The 18,374-nt window shown below is 73.7% G+C and carries 16 protein-coding genes and 1 pseudogene; 10 read left to right on the top strand and 7 right to left on the bottom strand.

All coding sequences use genetic code 11. The features are described 5' to 3' along the window. Positions 1-5 precede the first annotated feature (5 nt). Positions 6-293 (top strand): hypothetical protein, encoded by a 288-nt coding sequence (locus ACNHYB_RS02135; protein ID WP_418276726.1) that lies wholly within the window; start codon positions 6-8, stop codon positions 291-293. 15 nt (positions 294-308) lie between these two features. On the opposite strand, the gene ACNHYB_RS02130 is transcribed toward ACNHYB_RS02135, so the two are convergent. Continuing rightward, a complete protein-coding gene (locus ACNHYB_RS02130; RefSeq protein WP_418276725.1) occupies positions 309-542 on the bottom strand; it encodes a hypothetical protein in 234 nt (77 codons plus the stop codon). 351 nt (positions 543-893) lie between these two features. Between ACNHYB_RS02130 and ACNHYB_RS02125 the strand changes: the two genes are divergently transcribed. After that, positions 894-2,465, top strand: coding sequence for a hypothetical protein (locus ACNHYB_RS02125; protein ID WP_418276724.1), 1,572 nt, complete (start codon positions 894-896; stop codon positions 2,463-2,465). A gap of 32 nt (positions 2,466-2,497) precedes the next feature. On the opposite strand, the gene zapE is transcribed toward ACNHYB_RS02125, so the two are convergent. Next, the gene (gene zapE / locus ACNHYB_RS02120; protein ID WP_418277971.1) at positions 2,498-3,574 is read right to left on the bottom strand and encodes a cell division protein ZapE; all 1,077 of its coding nucleotides are present in this window, start codon (positions 3,572-3,574) and stop codon (positions 2,498-2,500) included. 158 nt (positions 3,575-3,732) lie between these two features. Here zapE and ACNHYB_RS02115 point away from each other — a divergent pair. Together ACNHYB_RS02115 and ACNHYB_RS02110 are read left to right on the top strand one after the other, a co-directional pair. Next, positions 3,733-4,373: pseudogene (locus ACNHYB_RS02115) on the top strand (dihydrofolate reductase family protein). Positions 4,374-4,436: 63 nt separating this feature from the next. Then, entirely contained in the window at positions 4,437-4,928 is a 492-nt protein-coding gene (locus ACNHYB_RS02110; protein ID WP_418276723.1) for a hypothetical protein, read from the top strand. A gap of 16 nt (positions 4,929-4,944) precedes the next feature. Here ACNHYB_RS02110 and ACNHYB_RS02105 read toward each other — a convergent pair whose 3' ends face one another. The 4 genes from ACNHYB_RS02105 to gndA are packed head-to-tail and all read right to left on the bottom strand — an operon-like array spanning position 4,945 to position 9,740. After that, the gene (locus tag ACNHYB_RS02105) at positions 4,945-5,679 is read right to left on the bottom strand and encodes an aspartate/glutamate racemase family protein (protein ID WP_418276722.1); all 735 of its coding nucleotides are present in this window, start codon (positions 5,677-5,679) and stop codon (positions 4,945-4,947) included. Then, the gene (locus ACNHYB_RS02100) at positions 5,676-6,959 is read right to left on the bottom strand and encodes a carboxylate--amine ligase (RefSeq protein ID WP_418276721.1); all 1,284 of its coding nucleotides are present in this window, start codon (positions 6,957-6,959) and stop codon (positions 5,676-5,678) included. Before ACNHYB_RS02100 ends, ACNHYB_RS02105 begins: the two co-directional genes overlap by 4 nt. Continuing rightward, the gene (locus ACNHYB_RS02095; RefSeq protein ID WP_418276720.1) at positions 6,956-8,296 is read right to left on the bottom strand and encodes a hypothetical protein; all 1,341 of its coding nucleotides are present in this window, start codon (positions 8,294-8,296) and stop codon (positions 6,956-6,958) included. The genes ACNHYB_RS02100 and ACNHYB_RS02095 overlap by 4 nt, the downstream gene beginning before the upstream one ends. A 7-nt stretch (positions 8,297-8,303) precedes the next feature. Continuing rightward, complete coding sequence (gene gndA / locus ACNHYB_RS02090; protein ID WP_418276719.1) at positions 8,304-9,740, bottom strand: NADP-dependent phosphogluconate dehydrogenase; 1,437 nt, start codon at positions 9,738-9,740, stop codon at positions 8,304-8,306. A gap of 189 nt (positions 9,741-9,929) precedes the next feature. Between gndA and ACNHYB_RS02085 the strand changes: the two genes are divergently transcribed. The 4 genes from ACNHYB_RS02085 to ACNHYB_RS02070 all read left to right on the top strand — a co-directional run bounded on the left by ACNHYB_RS02085 (position 9,930) and on the right by ACNHYB_RS02070 (position 15,422). Next, positions 9,930-10,511 (top strand): DUF3000 domain-containing protein, encoded by a 582-nt coding sequence (locus ACNHYB_RS02085; protein ID WP_418276718.1) that lies wholly within the window; start codon positions 9,930-9,932, stop codon positions 10,509-10,511. Beyond that, a complete protein-coding gene (locus tag ACNHYB_RS02080) occupies positions 10,508-11,734 on the top strand; it encodes an HRDC domain-containing protein (RefSeq protein ID WP_418276717.1) in 1,227 nt (408 codons plus the stop codon). The genes ACNHYB_RS02085 and ACNHYB_RS02080 overlap by 4 nt, the downstream gene beginning before the upstream one ends. Positions 11,735-11,999: 265 nt before the next feature. After that, complete coding sequence (locus ACNHYB_RS02075; protein WP_418276716.1) at positions 12,000-13,268, top strand: thiolase family protein; 1,269 nt, start codon at positions 12,000-12,002, stop codon at positions 13,266-13,268. Positions 13,269-13,274: 6 nt separating this feature from the next. Further along, the gene (locus ACNHYB_RS02070; RefSeq protein WP_418276715.1) at positions 13,275-15,422 is read left to right on the top strand and encodes a 3-hydroxyacyl-CoA dehydrogenase NAD-binding domain-containing protein; all 2,148 of its coding nucleotides are present in this window, start codon (positions 13,275-13,277) and stop codon (positions 15,420-15,422) included. Between the two features lie 153 nt (positions 15,423-15,575). Here ACNHYB_RS02070 and ACNHYB_RS02065 read toward each other — a convergent pair whose 3' ends face one another. After that, entirely contained in the window at positions 15,576-16,427 is an 852-nt protein-coding gene (locus tag ACNHYB_RS02065) for an SGNH/GDSL hydrolase family protein (RefSeq protein ID WP_418276714.1), read from the bottom strand. A gap of 136 nt (positions 16,428-16,563) precedes the next feature. Between ACNHYB_RS02065 and ACNHYB_RS02060 the strand changes: the two genes are divergently transcribed. Beyond that, positions 16,564-17,193 (top strand): MSMEG_1061 family FMN-dependent PPOX-type flavoprotein, encoded by a 630-nt coding sequence (locus ACNHYB_RS02060; RefSeq protein ID WP_418276713.1) that lies wholly within the window; start codon positions 16,564-16,566, stop codon positions 17,191-17,193. Between the two features lie 73 nt (positions 17,194-17,266). After that, entirely contained in the window at positions 17,267-18,370 is a 1,104-nt protein-coding gene (locus ACNHYB_RS02055) for a carboxylate-amine ligase (RefSeq protein WP_418276712.1), read from the top strand. The last annotated feature ends 4 nt before the right edge of the window (positions 18,371-18,374 follow it).

Genomic DNA, 18,374 nt, shown 5'->3' with positions numbered 1-18,374 from the left:
GGACGATGACCTCGACCCACGACAGCCCGCCGGCCGTGTCCGCGGCCATGCACGAGGCCAAGATCCGCGCTCGCGCTTCCCACGTGACCGTCGGCCTCGTCCGCCACCTCGACGGCGGGCTGGTCGAGATCGACTGCTCCTGCGGGATGGTCCTCACCAACGGACCGCAGTGGTCGCTCGACGAGCACATCAGGCTCCACCGCGCCGAGGCCCGCTACCTCGCGGTCAGTGCGGTCGCCCCGGCGGGGATGCCTCGCCTGATCCCCGTCGCCGAGGACCGGTTGCCGAGGTAGCGATCGCCCGCCGGCTCAGAGCTCGTCGGGGTCGTCCCAGGAGTGCCCGCTCGATGCTCCCTCGATGGGCCTCAGCACCGTCTGGGAGAGCGAGGTGGGCGCCTTGGTGGCGTCTCCCCCGGTTCGCGGATCGCCGTGCTTGTCCGTGGCCGAGCGACGTCGGGGCGCGATCCGAGCCTGCGACGCGATCGACTCGTCGAGGAGCATCCGGGCCCCGGTGGGGGCAGGCTCCTCCTTGTCCGTGATCATGCCTCCAGGTGTACCAGCCACTGGTGCTGCGTGCTCATGCTTGGCACATTATTTTCTGCGCCGGAACCAGGTCGTCACAACTCCGTCACCCGCCGGACATCCGTGGCCTGGCGCGAGGCCGCCCCGGACCGAGCGCCCGGCCACGCGTCGACGGGCTCGGTCGGCACGCCGAGGAGCGCCTCGGCGCCGGCGCGACGCCCGCAGGCTAGGGTGTCGGTCGTGACCGCCGCCGATCCAGCCGCCGAGGCAGGGTTCGCCTCGGGGAACCGGGCGCCGGCACCCCGGCAGCGCGAATGCTGGCCAGGGCGCCAGCCCCTCGTCTGGGCACCCCGTGCGCACACCGTCGAGGTAGTGCTCCCCCAGCCCTACGGACCCGCCGTCCGCCACCAGCTGCGCCTGGTCGGCGCGCACGAGCCCGGCTACTGGCGCGCCGACGACGCCCTGCCCTACGGCACCGACTACGCCTACTCGATCGACGGCGGCCCTCCCCTGCCCGACCCGTGCAGCACCCTGCTCCCGCACGGCCTGCACGGTCCCAGCCGAGTGCTCGACGACCGGTTCACCTGGAACGACGACGCCTGGCCCGGCGCCAACCTCACCCAGGCCGCGCTGCTGCACCTCGACGTCCCCGGCGCCACCCCGGAAGGAACCTTGGAGGCGGCCGCCCGGCTCCTGCCCGCCGTCGCCGCCCTGGGGGTCGACGGTGTCGAGCTCTCCCCCGTCGCCGCGTTCGACCCGCGCAGCGGCCCCGAGTCCGGGGTGAGGCTCTTCGCCGTCCACGACGCCTACGGCGGCCCCGGAGCACTGCACCGCTTCGTCGACGCCGCACACCGCCACGGCCTGGCGGTGGTGCTCGACCTGCCCCACCGCTGGGCGGTGGCGGACCCGTTGGGCCTGCACGCGTTCGGTCCCTACGCGACCGGGTCGAGGATCGGAGCGCCGTCGGGCTCCGGCACGAGCTCGGACGCACCACGCATCAATCTCGACGGTTCGGGGAGCAGAGGCCCACGGGACTTCCTCGTGGCCGACGCCGTGCGCTGGATGTCCAGCTTCCACGTCGACGGTCTGCTGCTCGACATCGACGCCCTGGTCGACCGCTCCGCGGCACCGTTCCTCGGTGAGCTCGCGGACGCCGTGCAGTCCGTCGGCCTCGACACGGGCCGCCCGCGCACCATGCTGACCGACGGTGTCGGGATGAGCGATCGCCTGACCACCCTGGTGGCGACCATGCTCGGGGACCGTACCTTTGACGCGACCGGACCGATCCGCCGCCTCGCAGAAGAGGTGGGCCCGGTGGGTTCCCCTCCGCGCAGCGCACCGGCGAACCTGCGGCGCGCCTACCGCGCCACACAGCGCACGGCACCCGTCCTGGTCGGGGACCTCACCCGCCTGCCCGCCGCGGCCCGCGCCGTCCCCTGGTCCGACACCGCCACGCTGGACGGCGCCTCCCCGGACAGCGCCACTTTCGACAGCGCCTCCCCCGACGGAGTCCGGCTTGCGGGCGCCGACGACCGCGCCGTGATGCTGGCCTGCGCGCTCCTGGCCGGCACCCCGGTCGTGCTGGACACCGAGCACGTCCCGGTAGCGGGCACCGACCCCGACGCGCTGCGCCTGGTCAGCTGGGCACGCGCCCTGCTCGCACTTCGCCCGGCAGCACTCGCCGACCTCAGCAAGCCCGTCGAGGTCACCACCACCGACGGTGCGCTCGGCATCCGGCGCGGCCGCTCCGTCCTGATCGTGCGCCTCGACCCGACCCCCGGCGAGATCGACCTGTCCCAGCACATCGGTGCGCTGGTGGCCGAGTGGCGTGTGATGGCGGCGTGGCACCAGGACCGCACCGTCCTGACGGAGGGCGTGCTGCAGGTCCCGGGACGCACCGCCGTCGTCCTGCGAGCCGGCAACGACGGTCTGCTCGACCTCTGACGTGCCCGGTGCGAGACGGTCGCGTGAGCCGGTCAGCGCTCCAGGAGGTCGCGACCGGTCTGAGCGAGCGCACCGAGCCGGGAGAGCGCCCGGTAGTACTTCTTGCGGTAGCCGCCGCGCAGCATCTCCTCGCTGAAGAGCTCGCGCGGCCCCTGCGCCCCACCGGCGAGCAGGACGGGGACGTCACGGTCGTACAGCCGGTCGACGAGGACGACGAGGCGCAGCGCCACCTCCTGACGCGTCACGGGGCGCACGCCCGTGAGCCCGACCAGCTCGACGCCGTCGAGCAGCGCCCCGTAGCGGCTCGGGTGCACCGTGGCGAGGTGGGCGAGGAGGTCCTCGAAGTCGTCCAGGACCGCACCCGGCCGGGACGCCACCGCCTCGCGCACCACCTCGACGGGCAGCGGCGCGGCGTCGGTGACCACGGACCGGTGCCGGTAGTCCTCGCCGTCCACCCGCAGGACCTCGAAGCGGGCGGCGAGCGCCTGGATCTCCCGCAGGAAGTCCTCGGCGGCGAACCGCCCCTCCCCCAGGGCGTCGGGCAGGGTGTTGGACGTCGCCGCGAGGGCCACGCCGCGGTCGGCGAGCTCGCGCAGCAGGCGCGACATCAGGACCGTGTCGCCCGGGTCGTCGAGCTCGAACTCGTCGATGCACACCAGGCGGCGGGTCGCGAGGGCCTCGACCGTGGGCAGGAACCCCAGGGCTCCCACGAGGTTCGTGTACTCCACGAAGGTCCCGTACGCGGCAGCCCCGGGACCGACCGCCTCGGTGACGGCGTGGGCGAGGGAGGTCAGCAGGTGGGTCTTGCCCACGCCGAAGCCGCCGTCCATGTAGACCGAGGGCACCTGACGTCGTCGTCCCAGGAGCGCCCTGATCCCCGTCGGCGCCGGCGCCGCGATCTCGGCGGCGACCTCCTCCAGCCGGGCGAGCGTCGCGGCCTGGCTCGGATGGTCCGGGTTGGCGCGGTAGGTGGCGAACCTCGCCGACGCGAAGTGGCGCGGGGGGACCAGGTCGGCCAGGAGGCGGTCTGTCGACACGCTGGGACGCACCGCCGCCAGCGAGGTGGTGGCGGTCGACGAGCCGGAGGACTGCAGTGCGGTCACGAAGATCCAGCCTACGTGCGCGGGGTACGTTGACCGTTGTGAGTTCTGACACCCCGACGCTGCACCTGGCCCACCCCGCCACGGACGTCCTGGCGCCCGACCCGGCCGAGGACCGGCTCGCCTCGCTCTACCGGACCCGGTCCCCGCGGCACCTGCGCGTGAACATGGTCTCCAGCGTCGACGGGGCCGCGTGGGGGGTCGACGGCCTGTCGGGATCGATCAACGACGCCGCGGACTGGCGGGTGTTCCGCGTCCTGCGTGCGCTGGCCGACGTCGTCCTCGTCGGTGCCGGCACGGCGCGTGCCGAGGGGTACACGGCGCTGGCGCGACCGCGCGGCCTCGAGCACCTGTCGCAGCGTCCGCTGGAGCTCGCCGTGGTGACCCGGTCGGGGCGCGTCCCCCGGCCCTGCTCGTGGCCGACAGGGCACCCTGGATCGTGACCGGCCACGAGGGGACGCCGAGGGCGGTCGCCGACGTCGGTGCCGAGCGGGTGCTGACCTGCCCGCTCGGCGACGACCCCGTCGCGGTGGACCTGTCGGCAGGGCTCGACGCGCTCGCAGCACGCGGGCTGTCGCACGTCCTGGGCGAGGGCGGCCCCAGCCTGCTGGGCGACCTCGTCGAGGCCGACGTGGTCGACGAGCTGTGCGTGACCACCACCCCCGGCCTCGTCGGCGCCGGGCCGGGCCGGATCGTGGACCGTCCGATCACCGGACAGCGACCCGTGCGGCTCGGCCACCTGCTCGTGGCGCCGTCCGGCACGCTCGTGGCCCGCTGGGAGCTGGACCGGCAGGGCGCCGCCGCCTGAAGCGTCCCGGGCCACCGGCCCGTCGGGTCGGCGTCGACCCGGGGTGTGCCGTAGGTTGCTGCCATGTCTGACGCTCCCCTCACCCTGGTCGTCCTGACCGAGGACGCCCTCACCGCCGCCGACGTCGCCCACATCACCTCGCTGCACGGCGACGACCCGGTCGTCTACCGCGTCCTGGTCCCGGCCGACACCGAGCACAACGTGGTGGCCTCCGTGCTGGACCACCTCGGGATGCTGGAGCTGCGCGCGGCGTGGGACGACCTCGTGGGGAAGGAGCCGACCCCGGAGAAGGCGACGGCGACGGCCCGCGACCAGGTGGTCGAGTCCCTCGAGCTGCTGCACGCCACGGGCGCGACGGCGACGGGCGAGGTCACCCAGGACGACCCGCTGCCGGCGCTGGAGGCTGCCGTGGCCTCCGGGGCGGACGAGGTCGTCGTGGTCACCTACCCCCACGCCGTGGAGGACACCTTCCACACCGACTGGGCGTCCCAGGCACGCGAGCTCCTGCAGGTCCCCGTCCTGCACCTGTACGCGGGGACCAGCGAGCTGGGCTGAAGCCCGCGGGACGGTCTCAGCGCACCTGGTGGCCCGAGCGCAGGATCGTGGCTCGCACGAGCTCGTCCATGGAGTCGCAGAACGGGTCCTCGTCGAGCATCCCGTGGTCGACGGCGGCAACTGACAGCTCCGTGCACCCCAGCACGACGACGTCGGCGCCGCGCTCGACCAGCCGCGCGGCCACACCCCGCAGCGCGTCGGCGTCGGCCCGGTGCCCGGCCTTGACCTGGTCGTAGATGACCCGGTTGACCTCCGCCTGGTCGGCGTCGTCCGGGGTGAGGACCTCGATGCCGTGCGCGGCGAACGCGTCGTCGTAGACGCGGGAGGCGACGGTACCGGCCGTGGCCAGCAGTCCCACCCGGGTGCTGCCGGGGGCCCGCCGCCGCACCGCCGCGACGGTCACCTCCACGATCGAGACGAACGGCACGCTGATCGCGTCCAGCACCTGCTGGGTGAAGTAGTGCGCCGTGTTGCACGGCATGACGACGAAGCTGACGCCGAACCGCTCGAGGCGTCGGGCGTCGTCGGCCAGCACGGGCCCGGGGTCCGCCGTCGAGCGTCCCAGCACGAAGTCGGTGCGGTCCGGGATCGTCGCGTGGTTGAGGACCAGGAGGTCGACGTGGTCCTGGTCCCGCTCGGCCGCCGTGAGCTGCACGACCCGTTGCAGGAAGTACGCCGTGGCGAGCGGGCCGACGCCGCCGATCACCCCGACCGGCGGCATCGGTCCGTCGAGCGGACCGGGCTGGCTCACGCCGAACCCTTCCAGGCGAGGCGTCGCGCCTCGGCCACCGGGTAGTGCCGCGCGAACTTGCGCCACTGGTTCGCCTGGGCGACCAGCAGGTACGCGATCCGGCGCGGGTCCGTCTCGGCCCGGTACCACAGGGGGTTGGTCGAGCGCCGACGGCGGGCCAGCCGCCGTGCCCGCCCGCGCACCTGCGGGTCGAGCACGTACCGACGCAGGAGCGGGCCGGGAAGCACCGTGTACAGGTGCTCGGCCTGGAGCTCTCCCGTGGCGCTGAGCGGCACCTGCGGCCCGAGGACGGCCCGCGGGTCGGGGTCGAGCCCGTGCAGGTGCTCGTGGACGTAGAACCGCACCGCGTTCGCCCCGGCGGCCGTGATGTAGAAGTTCGACCGGCCGAGACGGGGGTTGAGCTCGAAGAACACGTAGCGCCCGTCGCGCGGGTCGAACTTCAGGTCGAAGTTCGCGAACCCCGTCCAGCCGACGTGCTCCAGCAGGCGCGTGGCCTGCTCGACGACGTCCGACTGCACCTGGGTGACGATGCCGGCAGGGTTGCCGAGCGCCCCGGGGGTGTGCTCCTCCAGGAGCACGTGACCGAACGCGGAGAAGCGCACCCGGCCGTCGGCGTCCGAGTAGCACGTGAGGATCCGCATGCCGGAGTCGTCGCCCGGGATGTAGTCCTGGACGACGAAGGAGCCGGTGTAGCCCGCGTCGCGGACGCGGCCGAGCAGGTCGAGCAGCTCGGCGCGGGTCTCCACGAGGAAGACCTTCTTCTTCCCGGCGAACTCGACGTCGTGGTAGGCCGCGGTGGAGGCCGCCTTGGCGATGACGGGGAACGTCAGCCCGGACGTGTCCGGCTCACCGCCCGCGGCGACGTCGTGCACGACCGTGGTGGGGTGGGCGATGCCGAGCTCGGCGCACAGGTCGCCGAACCCCTCCTTGTCCGTGAGCTGTGCCAGCAGGTCGATCCCCACGTAGGGGATCGTGTATCGGTCGGAGATCCGGTCGCGCTGCTCGACGAGGGTGCGCACGAGCCAGTCGGCCGAGCCGACGACGATCAGGTCGGCGTCGGTGTGCTGGTCGGCGATCGTCCGCAGGCGCGCCACGATGGCGTCCGGGTCGTCGATCGCCGGCTCCACGACGTGCTGCAGGATCCTCGAGTGACGTACCAGCCCGGTGGACATCCCCGAGACGACCACGGGCTTGACGCCGTAGGCCTCGTGGAACGTCCGGGCCAGCGAGTACGCCCCGATGTCGCCGCCGAGGACCACCGGCTGCAGGCGGCGGCTCATCGGCCCCTCCGTCCGGCGTCCGAGCGGCGGGCGGTGGCGCGCTGCGCGGCCTCGTGGTTCGCCCGCAGCGCGCTCGTCGGGTAGTACTTGCGGTACTTGCGCACGTGGTTGACCAGAGCGGTGAGCACGTACCGGCGACGGCGCGGCGAGGCGTCGGCGGAGTAGCGCAGGGGGTGCACCGTGCGTCCCGTCCGCGTGAGCCCCACGACCCGGGCCCGCAGGCCGTCGTCCAGCACGTAGCGGCGCAGCAGCCAGTGGGGCACGACGGCGTACAGGACCTCGCGCGTGGCGGTGACGGGTTCGCGCCGCACCCCGAGGATCACGTCGTCGACGAGGACCTCGGTGGGGTTCTGGCCCCCGGCGGTGAGGTAGTAGTTGTTGCGCCCGATGCGCGGGTTCTGCTCGAAGAACTTGTAGACGCCGTCGCGCGGGTCGAGCTTGACGTCGAAGTTGGCGAACCCGCGCCAGCCCACGTGCTCGCACAGCCGCTGGGCGGCGTCGAGGATCTCGTCGACCGGTTCCACGATCATCGCCGACGGGTTGCCGCGGGCGGCCGGGGTGCGCTCCTCCAGCAGCACGCGAGCCGAGCAGCGCAGCGTGACCCGACCGGAGGTGTCCGAGTAGGTCGTCACCGACCGCATCTGGGTGTCGTCCCCGGGGATCATGTCCTGCACCAGGAAGCGGCCCCGGAACCCCGCGCGGCGCAGGCTCCCCCAGAGCGCGTCCAGCTCCTGCGGGGAGGCGATCTCGTAGATCTTCTTCTTCCCGGCGAACTGCACGTCGTGGTAGTCCGCGCTGGAGGCAGGCTTGGCGATGACGGGGAAGTCGAACCCGACCGCGGCCGGCTTCCATCCCTCGTCCGCGGCGTCCGCGAAGTCCTGGATCACCGTGTCCGGCGTCGGGATGCCGAGCTCGGCGCAGGCGGCGGAGAACTCCGCCTTGTCGCAGATCCGGTCGATCAGGTCGGCGTCGGCGTAGGGCAGCACGTAGCCGGCCGTCTTCAGGACGGCCTGGTGGTGCACGAGGATCCGCACCACCCAGTCCATGTTGGACTGCAGCAGCAACGGGCTGCGGTCACCGCTCGCCCGTCGCTCGGCGGCCACCTGCTCCAGCGTGGCGACGATCTGGTCGGCCGACGTGCCGGAGAGCACGGTGTCGATGAGGGCGGAGTGCGCGATCGGGCCGGGCTCGGCGAAGGCCACGACCGTGGTGCGCACTGCGTACTGCTCGTGGAAGGACCGGGTCAGCGCGTACACGCCGATGTCGGAACCCACGATCACGGGGTGGAACCCGGGGCCGCTGGTGGTGGCCCCGGGCTCCTGCTCGGGCGTGCTCACGGCTGCGTCAGGCCTCCTGCTCGGTGCGGTCGCCCGACCACTGCGTGTGGAACGTGCCGTCCTTGTCCGTGCGCCGGTAGGTGTGCGCACCGAAGAAGTCGCGCTGCGCCTGGATGAGCGCGGCGGGCAGGCGCTCGGCACGGACGCCGTCGTAGTAGGACAGCGAGGACGAGAAGGCCGGCGCGGGGATGCCGGCCGTGGCCGCCTGGGCGACGACACGGCGCCACGCCGCCAGACCGGTGCCGACGGCGTCGGTGAAGTACGGGTCCGACAGCAGCAGGGAGAGCTGCGGGTCGCGCTCGTACGCCTCGGTGATCCGGTTGAGGAACCGGGCGCGGATGATGCAGCCGCCGCGCCAGATCCGCGCCATCGCGCCGCGGTCGATGTCCCAGCCGTTCTCGGCGGAGGCCGCGGCGATCTGGTCGAAGCCCTGGGAGTAGGCCACGACCTTGGACGCGTACAGCGCCTGACGGACGTCCTCGACGAAGGCGTCGCGGTCGGTGATCTCCAGGGCGGAGGCCGCCGCGGGCAGCGCCGCGCGGCCGGCCTCGCGCTGCGGGACCGAACCGGACAGTGCCCGGGCGAACGTCGCCTCGGCGATGCCCGTGATCGGCACGCCCAGGTCGAGGCCGTTCTGCACCGTCCAGCGGCCGGTGCCCTTCTGCTCGGCCTGGTCCAGCACCACGTCGACGAACGCGGAGCCGGTCTCGGCGTCGACGTGCTGGAGCACGTCGGCGGTGATCTCGATGAGGAACGACTCGAGGTCGCCCGTGTTCCACTCGGCGAAGATCTCGCCGATCTCCGCGGCCGACGCCCCGAGACCCTGCTTGAGCAGGTCGTAGGCCTCGGCGATGAGCTGCATGTCGGCGTACTCGATGCCGTTGTGCACCATCTTGACGAAGTGGCCGGCGCCGTTCGGCCCGACGTACGTGCAGCAGGGGGTGCCGTCGACCTTCGCGGAGACGGCCTCCAGGATCGGACCCAGCGACTCGTAGGACTCCCGCGTGCCGCCGGGCATGATCGACGGGCCGAGCAGCGCGCCCTCCTCGCCGCCGGACACGCCGGTGCCGACGAAGTGCAGACCCTGGGCGCGCAGCGCCTCCTCGCGACGGATGGTGTCGGGGAAGTGCGCGTTGCCGGCGTCGACGACGATGTCGCCCTCCTCGAGCAGCGGCACGAGCTCGTCGATGACGGCGTCGGTCGCGGCACCCGCCTTCACCATGATGACGACCTTGCGGGGACGCTCGAGCGACGCCACGAAGTCCGCCATCGACTCCGAGGGCACGAAGTCGCCCTCGGTGTCCGCCTCGTCGATCAGGGACTGCGTCTTGGCGAAGCTGCGGTTGTGCACCGCCACGGTGTAGCCGTGGCGGGCGAAGTTGCGCGCCAGGTTCCGCCCCATCACCGCCAGTCCGGTGACGCCGATCTGGGCACGTGCTGTCATCGCTTCCTGCTTCCTCGTGGGGATCGTTCCCGGGGCTGCGCACGGCAGCGCACCGGCAGGCCTCGACCAGCCTAGTCGGATCGCGGACGGGCTCAGCGACCCGTGCCGGGATCCGGACACGGCACGGCTCGCCGGGTCCGTGCGGCACGTCGGTGCCGGTCAGCGCCCGGTGGCGCGTACGGTGTCGTTGTGAGCGTCACACCGCCCGATGTCCCGGAGCGGTTCTCGGCCGCCCTGGACACCCTGCGCGGACGGCGGACCCGGCCGGAGGTCCGCCTGGTCGAGATCCCCGGGCCGAAGCGCGTGGCACCGTTCAGCCTGGCGCTGGAGGGCGAGGTCGTGGCGGACGCCACCGAGCTCGCCACGGGTCGGTTCGTGGTGCTGCACGACCCCGCCGGCCAGGACGCCTGGCAGGGCGACTTCCGCGTGGTGACCCTGGTGCGCGCGCAGCTCGAGGCCGAGCTCGCGGCGGACGAGCTGCTCGGTGAGGTGGCCTGGACCTGGGTGACCGAGAACCTGGAGACCGCCGGTGTCGGGGTCGTCGCCGAGGGAGGCACCGTCACCCGGGTCCACTCGTCGAGCTACGGGGCGCTGGCGGGCACCCCCGACGCGGTCGACCTGGAGATCCGGGCGTCCTGGACGCCGGTGGACACCGACCTCGGGGCCCACCTGGAGGTCTGGGCCGACCTGATGGCCACGGTGGGCGGGCTCCCGCCCCTGCCGGACGGCGTGACGGCCCTGGACGTGCGACGACGTACCGTGGGGCCATGAGTTCCGGCGACCCCCAGGTGATCCCCGACGTCGTCCCGCTGACCGAACCTGCGGGCGGTGTCGGCCCCGTGGTCGCCACCCAGGGGGCCCTCGACCGTGTGGTCGCCGCGTTCGCCGCGGGGTCCGGCCCGGTCGCGGCCGACGCCGAACGTGCGTCCGGCTACCGGTACGGGCAGGCGACCTACCTGGTCCAGGTGCGCCGCGAGGGCGCCGGCACCGCGCTGATCGACCCCGTCCCGCTGCCGGACCTGTCGGCCCTGGGCGAGGCCGTCGGCGACGCCGAGTGGGTGCTGCACGCCGCCTCCCAGGACCTCCCCGGGCTCGCCGAGCACGGGCTGCGCCCGTCACGGGTGTTCGACACCGAGCTGGCGGCCCGCCTGCTCGGGATGCCCCGGGTCGGGCTGGCCGCCGTGGTCGCGGACACCCTCGGGCTGGGTCTGGCGAAGGAGCACTCGGCGGTCGACTGGTCGACCCGTCCGCTGCCCGCGGACTGGCTGCGGTACGCGGCCCTGGACGTGGAGGTGCTCGTCGAGGTCCGTGACGTGCTGGCCGCACGGCTCGAGGCCGCGGGCAAGTCGCAGTGGGCCGCCCAGGAGTTCGAGCACGTGCGCACCCTGCCCGCGCCTCCGCCTCGGGTCGAGCCCTGGCGGCGCACCTCCGGGACGCACACCCTGCGCGACCGGCGACGCCTCGCCGTCGTGCGAGGCCTGTGGCAGGCCCGCGACACCAACGCCCGCCAGCGCGACGTGTCCCCGGGCCGGGTCCTGCCGGACCGCGCGATCATCGCGGCGGCCAAGGCCCTGCCGCGCACGGTGCCCCAGCTCGTGGCGCTGCCCGAGTTCGCCACGAAGGGCGCCCGACGCCGTGCGGCGTCCTGGCAGCAGGCGATCGACCGGGCCCTGGCCCTGCCGGACGCCGAGCTGCCCTCGCTGCGGGGCCCGAAGACCGACGCCCCGCCCCAGCCTCGCATCTGGGCCGACCGAGACCCCGTCGCAGCGGCTCGGCTCGCCGCAGCCCGCGACGTGATCGCCGAGCTCGTCGAGCAGACCGCGGTCCCGGCGGAGAACCTGCTGCAGCCGGACGCGCTGCGCCGCCTGTGCTGGACTCCGCCCGAGCCCGCCGACGCCGACTCGGTGGCGGCGTTCCTGCGCGATCGGCTGGCGCGCCCCTGGCAGGTCGAGCTGCTCTCCGCTCGGCTGGCCGCGGCGTTCGCCGACGCCTGACCGAGGTCCCTCGTCCAGCGGCCTACCCCGGGACGGCCGCGGGGCGACCGCGGGGCCACCACCGCCGGCTCGTCCTGCGACACCTGGCACGGTCGTGCCGAGACCCTCGTGCGCGGCACGAGAGGTGATACCGCGTATCAGCTGGTCTATGCTGTTCCCAGTACTCGCGGTAGCGTGTACTAAGGGCGCGAGGCGATCCCCCGCACCCCGAGCGACGATGCTCCTCGGCACCGTCGGAACCCACAACGCAAGGGACGGAGCTGCCATGACCGTGGCCCCCCAGGCCCGCACCACCCGCGAGCCCCAGCGACGCGCACTGCGCGACGTCGTCTTCGTCGAGGGCGTCCGCACGCCCTTCGGCAAGGCCAGGCCGGACGGCCTCCTCGCCGGCACCCGGGCCGACGACCTCGTCGTCAAGGCGATGCGCGAGCTGCTGCGCCGCCACCCCGAGCTGCCCGCCGACCGCGTCGACGAGGTCGCGATCGCCGCCACCACCCAGACGGGCGACCAGGGCCTGACCCTCGGTCGCACCACCGCGATCCTCGCGGGCCTGCCGACCTCGGTGCCCGGCTACGCCATCGACCGCATGTGCGCGGGCGCCATGACGGCCGTCACCGCCACCGCGTCGTCCATCGCCGTCGGCGCCTCCGACGTCGTCATCGCCGGCGGCGTCGAGCACATGGGACGCCACCCGATGGGCTTCGACGCCGACCCCAACCCGCGCTTCCTCGCCGAGAAGCTCGTGGCACCGGACGCCCTCAACATGGGCGTCACCGCCGAGAACCTGCACGACAAGTTCCCGCACCTGACCAAGGAGCGCGCCGACACCTACGCCGTCGGCACCCAGGCCAAGTACGCCAAGGCCGTCGCGAACGGCGACATCGGCCCGGAGATCGTGCCCGTGGCCGTGCGCAACGAGGGCATCGGCTGGGGGCTCGCCACCACCGACGAGCTGCCCCGACCGGAGACGACCGTCGAGGGCATCGCCGGCCTCAAGACGCCGTTCCGCCCCGGCGGCCGCGTCACGGCCGGCAACGCCTCGCCGCTGACCGACGGCGCCACCGTGGCCCTGCTCGCCGCCGGCGAGACCGCCGACGAGCTCGGGCTGCCCGCCGCGATGCGCCTGGTGTCCTACGCCTTCGCCGGCGTCCCCGCCGAGATCATGGGCTACGGCCCGGTGCCCGCCACCGACAAGGCGCTCGCCCAGGCCGGCCTCGACATCGACGACATCGGCCTGTTCGAGATCAACGAGGCGTTCGCCGTCCAGGTGCTCAGCTTCCTCGACCACTACGGCATCGCCGACGACGACGAGCGCGTCAACGCCTACGGCGGCGCCATCGCCGTCGGGCACCCGCTGGCGAGCTCCGGCGTGCGGCTGATGACCCAGCTCGCGCGCCAGTTCGCCCAGCACCCCGAGGTCCGCTACGGCATCACCACGATGTGCGTCGGCCTCGGCCAGGGCGGCACCGTGATCTGGGAGAACCCGCACCACGCCGACTACTCGGGCCACGTCCCGTCGACCACGGAGGGCTGAGCGACCATGAGCACCACCGACCACACCGCCACGCGTGCCGAGCGCGTCACCCACGCCCTGGTGCGCGACGTCGAGCTGCCGGGCGGGCAGGGCACCCTCGCCCTGGTCACCCTGGACAACGGGCTCGACCACACCAAGCCCAACACCCTCGGGCCCGAGGGCATGGCGGAGCTGACCGGCGCCCTGCAGGGCCTGCAGTCACGGGCCGCCTCCGGCGAGGTCGCCGCCGTCGCCGTGACCGGCAAGCCGTACTACCTCGCCGCGGGCGCCGACCTGCTCGGCGTCGGCGCGGTGGCGTCGCGCGAGCAGGCGCTCGAGCTGGGCCGCTCCGGGCACACCGCCTACGAGCTGCTGCACACCATGGGCGTGCCGACCTTCGCGTTCGTCAACGGCCTCGCGCTCGGCGGCGGTCTCGAGATCGCCCTCAACTGCGACTACCGCACCGTCGCCTCCGACGCCGCCGCCCTCGGCCTGCCCGAGACCGGCCTCGGCCTCGTGCCCGGCTGGGGCGGCGCCTACCTCGTACCGCGCCTCGTCGGCATCGAGAAGGCCGTCGAGGTCGTCCTCACCCGGCCCGCGCAGAACAAGCCGTACAAGCCGGCCGAGGCCCTGAAGGTCGGCCTGGTGGACGAGCTCTTCGAGGCCGCCGACTTCCTCGAGCGCTCGATCACGTGGGCTGCCGCCGTCCTGCGCGGCGACGTCACCCCGACGCGCCGCGAGCTCGACCCGCAGCCCGTGTGGGACGCCGTCGTCACCGGCACCCGCCGCCAGCTCGACCACCTCGTCGCCGGCTCGCGCCCTGCCCCCTACCGCGCCCTGGACCTCATGGCCGCGGCGCGGGAGTCCGACCGCGCCACCGCGTTCGCCGCGGAGGACGAGGCCCTGGCGGACCTCATCATGACCGACGAGATGCGCTCCAGCGTCTACGCCTTCGGCCTCACCTCGGCGGGCAAGAAGCCCAAGGGTGCGCCGTCGTCGGACCTCGCCCGGCCGGTCACGCGCGTCGGCATCGTGGGTGCGGGCCTCATGGCCGCGCAGATCGCGCTGCTGGTCACCCAGCGGCTCGGCGTGCCCGTGGTCATGCGCGACCTCGACGCCGAACGCGTCGAGAAGGGTCTCGGGTACGTCCGCGCGACGACCGAGAAGCTCGTCGGTCGGGGCCGCATGACGCCCGAGGCCGCAGCCCGCATCGTGGCCAGCGTCTCCGGCACCACCGAGATCGAGCAGTTCGCGACCTGCGACGTCGTCATCGAGGCCGTCACCGAGGTGATGGGGCTCAAGAAGAAGGTGTTCGCCGAGCTCGAGGAGATCGTCGGCGAGGACACCATCCTGGCGACCAACACCTCCGCGCTGTCCGTCACGGAGATGGCCTCCGACCTGCGCCACCCCGAGCGGGTCGTGGGCATCCACTTCTTCAACCCGGTCGCCCAGATGCCGCTGGTCGAGGTGGTCCGCGCCGACAAGACCTCCGAAGAGGCCCTGGCCACCGCGTTCGCGATCACCAAGAAGCTGCGCAAGACGGCCGTGCTCGTCGCCGACCGGCCCGGGTTCGTCGTCAACCGCCTGCTGGTGCTCGTCATGGGCAAGGTGGTCGAGGCGGTCGAGAACGGCACGTCGGTCGAGGCGGCGGACACCGCGCTGGCTCCGCTCGGCTTCCCCATGCCGACGTTCGAGCTGTTCGACCTCGTCGGTCCCGCCGTCGGGCTGCACGTGCTCACCTCGCTGCGCGAGGACCTCGGCGAGCGGTTCCCCCGCTCCCCCGGCCTGGAGAAGCTCGTCGCCGACGGCACCCGCGTGGTGCTCGACGCCCCGGCGCCCGGGATGCACAAGCCCGTCGACCCGGCGATCCAGCAGGTGTTCGGCGAGGCGCTGCCGGTCGGCTCCACGGGACGGGCCGGCACGCCCGTCCTCGACGCCGCGGGGGTGCTGGACTCCGTGCTCACCGCGCTGACCGTGGAGATCGGGCACATGCTCACCGAGCAGGTCGTCGCCGACCCCACGCAGATCGACCTGTGCATGATCCTCGGTGCCGGGTGGGGCTTCCACACCGGCGGGATCACGCCCTACCTGGACCGCACCGGGTACTCCGAGCGCGTGCTCGGCCGGCGGATCCTGCCCGACGGCGTCGCGAACGTCCCGGCAGCCTCCGTCTGAGCACGACCCGACGAGGGCGCGCTGCTCGGCGCCCGTGACCGGCGGGGGTCGGGACGATCCGTCCCGGCCCCCGCCGGTGTCTCGTCCCGGCCGCACACGGGTCGCCCGCCTCCCGGTCTCACCGCGCCGGTATCGGACCGGTACCGCACCGGCTCATCCCACGGCACGCAGGCGCCGTCGACCGGCTGCCGTGCCGGGCGTCCCGTGCCCGGCCGGGACGTCGTCGTGCACCCCGAGGGCGACCAGCACCGACGGCACCAACGCCTTGGCGGTACGCCGGTAGCCGGCGGCGCTCGGGTGGAAGCGGTCCAGGCTGAACGCCTCCTCGGGGTAGGTCACGAAGAACGGGCCCACGACGTCCGCCAGCGAGACCGCATGGGCGCCGGCGCGGCGCACGGCCGTCGCCTGCGCCGCGGCGAGCTGGCGCGACGCGCGCGCACCCAGCACCCGCAGCGGTTGCGGCACGGGACGCAGCGCCCCGAGGTCGGGGCACGTCCCCACGACGACGGCGGCGCCACGGGCGTGCAGCCGGTCGACGGCCTCCACCAGGTGCCCGACGGAGACGGCGACCGGGACGCGGTGGGTGACGTCGTTGCCGCCCACCACGACGACGGCGACGTCGGGCCGGTAGTCGTCGTCGAGCCCGTCGAGCTGGGCGGCGAGCGCCGAGGACTCCGCCCCGACGACGGCCGCCACCCGCAGGCGCACGGGTCTGCCGAGCTTCTTCGCCAGGGCGCGGGCGAGCCGACCACCGAGGGTGTCCTTGCGTCGTTCGGCGCCGAGCCCGGCGGCAACGGAGTCGCCCAGGACGAGCAGGTCCACGGCGTCTCCGCCGAGCTTCTTGCGCCACACACGGTCGGCGTCGGGGGCGACCTCCCCGAGGGCCTTGCCGATGCGTCGGCGGGCGACGGCGGCCTGGTGACGCAGCACCTCGGTCGCCGCGAGCGCCAGGGCGGCGAGGGCGACGACGCTGGACGCGGCGAGCACGATCCGGGGACGGTCCATGCCCGAGTTCAACCAGACGGTGCTGAACCGGTGGTGACGGCGGCGTGACGGGTCGGCGTCGCGCGGACGTCGAGTTGCCGGCACCGTCCCCTCGCCGCCCGGCGGGAGCCTGAGGTCCCCGCGCTAGCCTGTCGGCATGACGGACCACGGCGGCATCCCTGTCCACGACGTCACCGAGCTCGAACAGCTCGTCGGGGAGCCCCTGCCCCGCGTCCGGGACAAGGTGCGCGACCGGCTCACCGACGAGCACCGGGCGTGGCTGGCCGCCAGCCCGCTGTGCTTCTTGGCGACGTCGGACGCGGACGGCCGCGCCGACGTGTCCCCCAAGGGCGACCCGGCGGGGATCGTGCACGTCCTGGACGACGTGACCGTGGCCGTGCCGGACCGTCCGGGCAACCGACGGGTGGACGGCTTCCGCAACGTGCTGGCCAACCCGGAGGTGGCGCTGGTCTCGGTGGTGCCGGGTCGAGGTGACACGTTGCGCGTCAACGGCGAGGCCAGGCTGGTGCGCGACGTGCCGTACGCCGACGCCCTGACGGTGCAGGGTCATCGGCCGACGCTGGTGCTCGAGATCCGGGTGCGGGAGGTCTTCATGCACTGCTCGAAGGCGTTCCTGCGCTCACGCACCTGGGACCCGGCGTCGTGGGACCCCGAGGGCCTGCCGCGCCGGGCCGAGCTCGCCCACCGGCTGGAGGCCACGGACGTCCCGCTGGCCGTGCTCGACGAGCACTACGGCCCCCGGTACGCCCAGCGCCTGTACGGCTGACGGCCCGGGTGCGCGGGGTGCCGCGTTCGTGCCCCGACGCGCACTTGGCCCGATTTGGCACCATGATGCCTCCATGAGCGAACCACGCACGATGGGTGTCGAGGAAGAGTTCCTGCTGGTCGGGCCTGACGGCTCGCCCGTGGCCAAGGCGCAGGAGGCTCTGGAGGCCTCGGGCAACGACAACAAGGAGCGGGGCACCGGCGCGCTGGAGCCGGAGTTCATGGAGGAGCAGCTGGAGACGGCCTCCCACCCGCAGGCGTCCCTGGCGGACCTGGCGGTGGAGATCCGTGCCGGCCGCGCCCGGGCGCAGGAGGCGGCAGACCGCGTCGACGCCCGGGCGGTGGCGCTGGCCACCTCGCCGATCCGGTTCACCGGGACCACGGTGTCACGGCTGCGGTACCTGCAGGCGAGGGAGTTCTTCGGCATCACGGCTCGCGAGCAGCTCACGAGCGGCTGTCACGTGCACGTCGCCGTCGCCGACGACGTCGAGGGCGTCGCGGTGCTGGACCGGATCGGTCCGTGGCTGTCGGTCCTGATGGCGCTGAGCACCAACTCTCCGTTCTGGCAGGGCGAGGACAGCGACTACGCGAGCTACCGTTCCCAGGTGTGGGCGCGCTGGCCGACGTCGGGCCCCACCCGGCCCTTCGGCACGCCGCAGGAGTACCACGCGGCGGTGGACGCCCTGGTGTCCACCGGGACGATCCTCGACAAGAACATGGTGTACTTCGACGCCCGCCTGTCGCCGCGCTACCCCACGGTCGAGATCCGGGTCGCGGACGTGTGCCTGGACCCCGACACCACCACGGTCCTGGCGGCCCTGGCGCGCGGGCTGGTCGAGACCGCGGCCCGGGAGGCGGCCGACGGCCGACCCACTCCCCCGGTCCATCCGGAGCTGCTGCGCACCGCGTCCTGGCGCGCGGGTCGGTCCGGCCTGGCCGGTGAGCTGGTGTCGCCGAGCACCTGGCAGCCGGCCGGGGCGCACGACGTCGTGGGGCAGCTCGTGGCCCACGTGCGTGACGCCCTGGTCGACGCCGGGGACCTGGACGTGGTCACCGAGCTCCTGGGCCGGCTCTGGGCGACCGGCGGTGGTGCGGCCCGCCAGCGCGCCTGGCACGCGGAGTCCGGCGGGGACATGCGCCGCGTCGTGGAGCGCGCCGTGGAGGTCACGCACTCCTGAGCCG

Source organism: Isoptericola jiangsuensis, from assembly GCF_048320105.1.
Taxonomy (GTDB): domain Bacteria; phylum Actinomycetota; class Actinomycetes; order Actinomycetales; family Cellulomonadaceae; genus Isoptericola; species Isoptericola jiangsuensis_A.
This window is presented reverse-complemented; position numbering and strand designations above follow the sequence as displayed.

What these genes read in the sequence shown, in the direction of transcription:
- ACNHYB_RS02135 (WP_418276726.1), top strand. Translation starts at nt 6, where the DNA reads ATGACCTCGACCCACGACAGCCCGCCGGCCGTGTCCGCGGCCATGCAC.
- ACNHYB_RS02055 (WP_418276712.1), top strand. Translation starts at nt 17,267, where the DNA reads ATGAGCGAACCACGCACGATGGGTGTCGAGGAAGAGTTCCTGCTGGTC.
- ACNHYB_RS02080 (WP_418276717.1), top strand. Translation starts at nt 10,508, where the DNA reads ATGAGTTCCGGCGACCCCCAGGTGATCCCCGACGTCGTCCCGCTGACC.
- ACNHYB_RS02100 (WP_418276721.1), bottom strand. Translation starts at nt 6,959, where the DNA reads ATGAGCCGCCGCCTGCAGCCGGTGGTCCTCGGCGGCGACATCGGGGCG.
- gndA (WP_418276719.1), bottom strand. Translation starts at nt 9,740, where the DNA reads ATGACAGCACGTGCCCAGATCGGCGTCACCGGACTGGCGGTGATGGGG.
- ACNHYB_RS02065 (WP_418276714.1), bottom strand. Translation starts at nt 16,427, where the DNA reads ATGGACCGTCCCCGGATCGTGCTCGCCGCGTCCAGCGTCGTCGCCCTC.
- ACNHYB_RS02130 (WP_418276725.1), bottom strand. Translation starts at nt 542, where the DNA reads ATGATCACGGACAAGGAGGAGCCTGCCCCCACCGGGGCCCGGATGCTC.
- ACNHYB_RS02075 (WP_418276716.1), top strand. Translation starts at nt 12,000, where the DNA reads ATGACCGTGGCCCCCCAGGCCCGCACCACCCGCGAGCCCCAGCGACGC.
- ACNHYB_RS02110 (WP_418276723.1), top strand. Translation starts at nt 4,437, where the DNA reads ATGTCTGACGCTCCCCTCACCCTGGTCGTCCTGACCGAGGACGCCCTC.
- ACNHYB_RS02070 (WP_418276715.1), top strand. Translation starts at nt 13,275, where the DNA reads ATGAGCACCACCGACCACACCGCCACGCGTGCCGAGCGCGTCACCCAC.
- ACNHYB_RS02060 (WP_418276713.1), top strand. Translation starts at nt 16,564, where the DNA reads ATGACGGACCACGGCGGCATCCCTGTCCACGACGTCACCGAGCTCGAA.